The organism is Citrobacter sp. Cc139 (genome assembly GCF_030334645.1).
Lineage (GTDB): Bacteria > Pseudomonadota > Gammaproteobacteria > Enterobacterales > Enterobacteriaceae > Citrobacter > Citrobacter werkmanii.
Map to the genome: position 1 here is coordinate 1 of NZ_JAOWDM010000078.1, position 5,507 is coordinate 5,507.

Here is a 5,507-nt window from a genome sequence, read left to right on the forward strand (position 1 = left end):
CCATGCCGAACTCAGAAGTGAAACGCCGTAGCGCCGATGGTAGTGTGGGGTCTCCCCATGCGAGAGTAGGGAACTGCCAGACATCAAATAAGTGAAAAGGCCATCCGAAAGGATGGCCTTTTTGCGTTATGTTTCTTGCTAACCCGTAGGCCCGGTAAGCGCAGGCCACCGGGCAAAACAGAAGATTAATGAATCACCTGCGACAGGAATGCCCGCGTACGTTCTGACCTGGGATTGGCAAAAAACTCATCCGGTGGTGCCTGCTCCACAATCTCGCCAAGATCCATAAAGATCACCCGGTCGGCCACTGTGCGGGCAAATCCCATTTCATGGGTAACGCACAGCATAGTCATACCCGATTGCGCCAGACCGATCATGGTATCAAGCACCTCTTTCACCATTTCAGGATCCAGCGCTGATGTGGGTTCATCAAACAACATAATTTTAGGTTTCATACATAACGAACGTGCAATGGCCACACGCTGCTGTTGCCCGCCAGAGATTTGCCCTGGATATTTATGCGCATGTTCAGCAATGCGAACTCGCTCAAGGTAGTGCATTGCCAACACTTCAGCCTCTTTTTTCGGCATCTTTTGCACCCAGACTGGCGCCAGCGTACAGTTTTGCAAAACCGTCAAATGAGGAAAGAGATTGAAGTGTTGAAAGACCATGCCAACTTCCTGCCTGACGCGCTCAATATTGCGAATGTCCTCATTGAGTTCAATCCCATCCACCACAATACGTCCTTGCTGATGCTCTTCCAGATGGTTAATACAACGGATAGTTGTCGATTTACCCGAGCCGGAAGGACCGCATAAGACGATACGCTCTCCTTGTTTTACCTGCAGATTGATGTTTTTCAAAACGTGGAACTGTCCGTACCATTTGTTGACGTTTTCCAGCGTAATCATCGCGTCGGTAGACTGCCTTAATAATTGGTTCATAAATTCCTCAGTGCGGTGTACGCCCGGTATTAAAACGTTTTTCCAGATGTTGGCTGTAACGCGACATACTGAAACAAAAGATCCAGTAAATCAGTGCGGCAAAAACATATCCTTCCGTCGACATACCCAGCCATGCAGGATCCACGGTTGCTTGCTGCACGCTGCTGAAGAGATCAAACAGGCCGATGATGATGACCAGACTGGTATCCTTGAACAGGGCAATAATCGTATTAACCAAACCAGGAATAACCAGCTTGAGGGCTTGGGGAAGAATGACCAGACCCTGGGTTTTCCAGTACCCTAGCGCCAGTGATTCAGCCGCTTCATACTGACCTTTTGGCAAGGCCTGTAATCCCCCACGAACCACCTCTGCAACATAGGCTGACTGGAAAAGAATGACACCGACCAGTGCCCGGATAAGCTTGTCGATACTGGTCCCCTCAGACATAAACAGAGGTAGCATGACAGAGGACATAAACAGGACGGTGATCAACGGTACGCCGCGCCAGAACTCAATAAAAATCACGGATAAAATCCGCACGACGGGCATATGAGAACGACGCCCCAATGCCAGTAGAATCCCCCACGGGAGCGCACCCGCAATACCGACGGATGCGATGATAAGCGTCAGCGTTAACCCGCCCCACTGCCGGGTTTCTACTCGCTCAAGCCCGAAAAAACCACCATACATCAACCACCAGACCACCAAAGGATAAACGACTGCCCAAACGGCGATATAACGACCACGGTGGGGAATGGTTTTCCAGAACATGGGAACGATTGAGACCAGGCCAATCAGCAGGGCCAGATTAATGCGCCAGCGCTGATCGTGTGGGTAAAGTCCATACATGAATTGTCCGAAGCGTTCATGAATGAACACCCAGCAGGCCCCCGCTTTGGTACAGTCAGCTCGGGTAGAGCCTACCCAGTTGGCCTGAAAAAATACCCAGTTCAACAGCGGTGGAAGGAAGGACCAAATTAGCCACACGCATAGCAGCGTGAGCAGGCAATTTGACCAACTGGAGAACAGGTTTTTGCGAACCCAGAACAGACAGCGGCTTGCCGGGTTACTGCTCTGGCGCGAGGGGTGAGACAGTAGTGCTTTTGTCATCATGGCTCCTTAGCGCTCGATCAGTGCGATACGACGGTTATAAATATTCATCAGTAGAGAAATGCTCAGGCTGATGATCAGGTACACCGACATCGTGATGGCAATAGTTTCAATGGCTTGTCCCGTTTGATTGAGTACCGTGCCGGCAAACAGGGAAACCATATCCGGGTAGCCAATGGCGGCAGCGAGCGATGAATTTTTAACGATATTCAGGTACTGACTGGTTAGTGGAGGAATGATGACGCGCAGCGCCTGCGGGATGATGACCTGGCGGAGCGTCACCGGATTTGGCAAACCCAGAGAGCGTGCTGCCTCATGTTGGCCATAAGGAACAGCCTGAATTCCTGCCCGAATAATTTCTGCAATAAACGCTGAGGTATACACTGAAAGCGCCAGCGTCAGAGCCGCCAGTTCAGGTATAAGCACCATGCCGCCACGAAAGTTAAAACCGCGTAGTTCAGGGATATCCCAGTGAAGTGCCGCGCCAAAAAACCACTGTGAAATCATTGGTAAGAACACGATCAACGCCAGAGCTGTGGGCCAGGTACGGCGTAACTGACCGGTTTTGATCTGGTGCATTCTGTTGAAACGGAATAGCCCGAAGGTGACAACGACGGCAATAAGGACCGCGGTACAAAAGGCAAAAAGACCTTCTCCCATTTGCGGCGCCGGAATATACAGCCCCCGGTTGCTCAGAAACATTAAATCCAGCGCGTTAACCGCCTGACGTGGGCCGGGCAGGTTACGTAATACGGCAAAATACCAAAAGAAGATCTGCAATAGCGGTGGGATATTGCGGAACGTTTCGATATAGACCGTGGAGAGCTTTCGCAATAACCAGTTATCTGACAGGCGTGCCAGCCCGAGAAAGAAACCGAGAAATGAAGCGAAGACGATACATAGTGCGGAAACTAACAGCGTATTAAGCAGACCGACCAGGAACACGCGGCCATAGGTATCGCCTTGCTCGTAATCAATCAGATGCTGGACGATACCAAATCCGGCGCTGCGGTCGAGAAAAGAAAATCCCGAGGTAATACCGCGACTGCTCAGGTTATTAATCGTGTTATGAATGAGATAGACCGCAATGCTAATGACCGCAATGACGGCGAGTATTTGGAATAACCAGGCGCGGACCGCAGGGTTAGAAAAGGATAGCGATCCTTTTACGGTTGAGCGGCGATGAAGCATAAGAAAACCTCGGTAACAATGACTCTGGGCTGAGCGCCGCAGCTGCGGCGCCCGTTACATCACGTTGCATTAGCGCACCGGTGGCGCATATTGAATGCCACCGTTGTTCCAGAGGTTGTTCTGTCCACGTTTGATCTTCAATGGACTTTCCGATCCAACGTTACGTTCAAAGATCTCCGAGTAGTTACCTACTTGCTTAATAATGTTATAAGCCCATTTGTTATCAAGCTTCAGATCCTTACCATAATCCCCTTCTTTACCTAACAGATGCGCCATATCCGGCGTTGCAGGATTAGCCGCTTTTTCGTCAACGTTTTTCGAGTTAACACCCATCTCTTCCGCATTCAGCATGGCGAACAGCGTCCAGCGAACAATGGAGAACCATTCATCGTCGCCACGACGTACAACCGGACCTAAGGGTTCTTTAGAAATAACTTCTGGCAGGACAATCCATTCTGCAGGATTGCTCAGCTTGATTCGCAGGGCGTACAACTGCGACTGGTCGGAGGCCAGCGTATCGCAACGTCCTGATTCCAGTGCCTTAGCCGATTCATCCGAGCGGTCAAAAGTGACAGGGGTGTACTTCATATTGTTGGCTTTAAAGTAGTCAGCCACGTTCAGTTCGGTATCGGTTCCTGCCTGAATACACACCGTTGCGCCATCCAGTTCTTTGGCGCTCTTCAGGCCGGCTTTATTGTGGGTAAGAAAACCAATGCCATCGTAATAGGTTACGCCAGTGAAAGACATGCCCATACCTGCATCACGAGAGGAGGTCCATGTGGTATTACGCGAGAGCATGTCGACTTCGCCAGACTGTAACGCGGTAAAACGTTCCTTGGCGGTAAGTGGGGTATATTTTACTTTGGTATCATCGCCAAATACGGCGGAGGCAACGCCTCGGCATACGTCGACATCAATACCTGAAAATTTACCGCTCGCATCGGCGTAAGAGAAGCCAGGCAACCCGTCACTGATCCCGCATTGCACAAACCCTTTTTTCTTTACGGCATCAAGTGTTGCGCCGGCATGCGCCTGATTTGCAATCGCAAGGAGCACGCCGGCCGCAGCCAGGCTGGCTATTATCATCTTTTTCATAGAGCATCCTGTGTGGAGGAATTATTGTTATGAAAACGTTCTGAAAACGTCTTTTACCGGTCTGTGGCTTTGGCCATACTCTTTTAAGCAAAGGTAGTGCCAGGTTTTTGCGCACGATTATTCGGCGCAATATGCAGAGTGTAGACAGGAAAAAATAAATGCAGCGCCCTGAAGTGGTGCAAAATTGAAACGTAAGCCACATTTCAGCGCAAAAATTTTAAAATCAGACAGGACGCGTGATAACGATTTCGGACGTTAATATTGATCGCGTGAGAATAATGAAAAGAAAACGCGGTGTAACAAAAAACAGGAAAAATGCTAATTTCAAGTCGTGGATATGTGAGGGATATCTATAATAATTTTATTATTCAGTAAGAGCTATAAACCAACGTTTTGTCGGTAATGACTCCAACTTATTGATAGTGTTTTATGTTCAGATAATGCCCGATGACTTTGTCATGCAGCTCCACCGATTTTGAGAACGACAGCGACTTCCGTCCCAGCCGTGCCAGGTGCTGCCTCAGATTCAGGTTATGCCGCTCAATTCGCTGCGTATATCGCTTGCTGATTACGTGCAGCTTTCCCTTCAGGCGGGATTCATACAGCGGCCAGCCATCCGTCATCCATATCACCACGTCAAAGGGTGACAGCAGGCTCATAAGACGCCCCAGCGTCGCCATAGTGCGTTCACCGAATACGTGCGCAACAACCGTCTTCCGGAGCCTGTCATACGCGTAAAACAGCCAGCGCTGGCGCGATTTAGCCCCGACGTATCCCCACTGTTCGTCCATTTCCGCGCAGACGATGACGTCACTGCCCGGCTGTATGCGCGAGGTTACCGACTGCGGCCTGAGTTTTTTAAATGGCGGAAAATCGTGTTGAGGCCAACGCCCATAATGCGGGCGGTTGCCCGGCATCCAACGCCATTCATGGCCATATCAATGATTTTCTGGTGCGTACCGGGTTGAGAAGCGGTGTAAGTGAACTGCAGTTGCCATGTTTTACGGCAGTGAGAGCAGAGATAGCGCTGATGTCCGGCGGTGCTTTTGCCGTTACGCACCACCCCGTCAGTAGCTGAACAGGAGGGACAGCTGATAGAAACAGAAGCCACTGGAGCACCTCAAAAACACCATCATACACTAAATCAGTAAGTTGGCAGCATCACC

At 50.2% G+C, this 5,507-nt stretch carries 5 protein-coding genes and 1 rRNA gene; 1 reads left to right on the top strand and 5 read right to left on the bottom strand.

Going from position 1 to position 5,507, the window contains the following annotated elements; all coding sequences use genetic code 11:
* A 5S ribosomal RNA gene (rrf, locus tag OGV69_RS25310) occupies positions 1-82 on the top strand; the annotation flags it as partial.
* A 103-nt stretch (positions 83-185) separates the two neighbouring features.
* On the opposite strand, the gene OGV69_RS11230 is transcribed toward rrf, so the two are convergent.
* From OGV69_RS11230 to OGV69_RS11250, 5 genes are all read right to left on the bottom strand, one after another.
* The gene (locus tag OGV69_RS11230; RefSeq protein WP_069325452.1) at positions 186-944 is read right to left on the bottom strand and encodes an amino acid ABC transporter ATP-binding protein; all 759 of its coding nucleotides are present in this window, start codon (positions 942-944) and stop codon (positions 186-188) included.
* A gap of 7 nt (positions 945-951) precedes the next feature.
* On the bottom strand, positions 952-2,055 hold the full coding sequence (locus OGV69_RS11235; RefSeq protein WP_069325451.1) for an amino acid ABC transporter permease: 1,104 nt from the start codon (positions 2,053-2,055) through the stop codon (positions 952-954).
* A 9-nt stretch (positions 2,056-2,064) separates the two neighbouring features.
* Entirely contained in the window at positions 2,065-3,246 is a 1,182-nt protein-coding gene (locus OGV69_RS11240) for an amino acid ABC transporter permease (protein WP_038634418.1), read from the bottom strand.
* 69 nt (positions 3,247-3,315) lie between these two features.
* On the bottom strand, positions 3,316-4,341 hold the full coding sequence (locus OGV69_RS11245) for an amino acid ABC transporter substrate-binding protein (protein WP_038634415.1): 1,026 nt from the start codon (positions 4,339-4,341) through the stop codon (positions 3,316-3,318).
* Between the two features lie 413 nt (positions 4,342-4,754).
* Positions 4,755-5,452 (bottom strand): IS1-like element IS1B family transposase gene (locus tag OGV69_RS11250; protein WP_095033700.1). Its coding sequence is split into 2 segments (ribosomal slippage): positions 4,755-5,203 and positions 5,203-5,452, totalling 699 coding nucleotides; the frame shifts between segments, so codons are not numbered across the junction.
* Positions 5,453-5,507 lie beyond the last annotated feature (55 nt).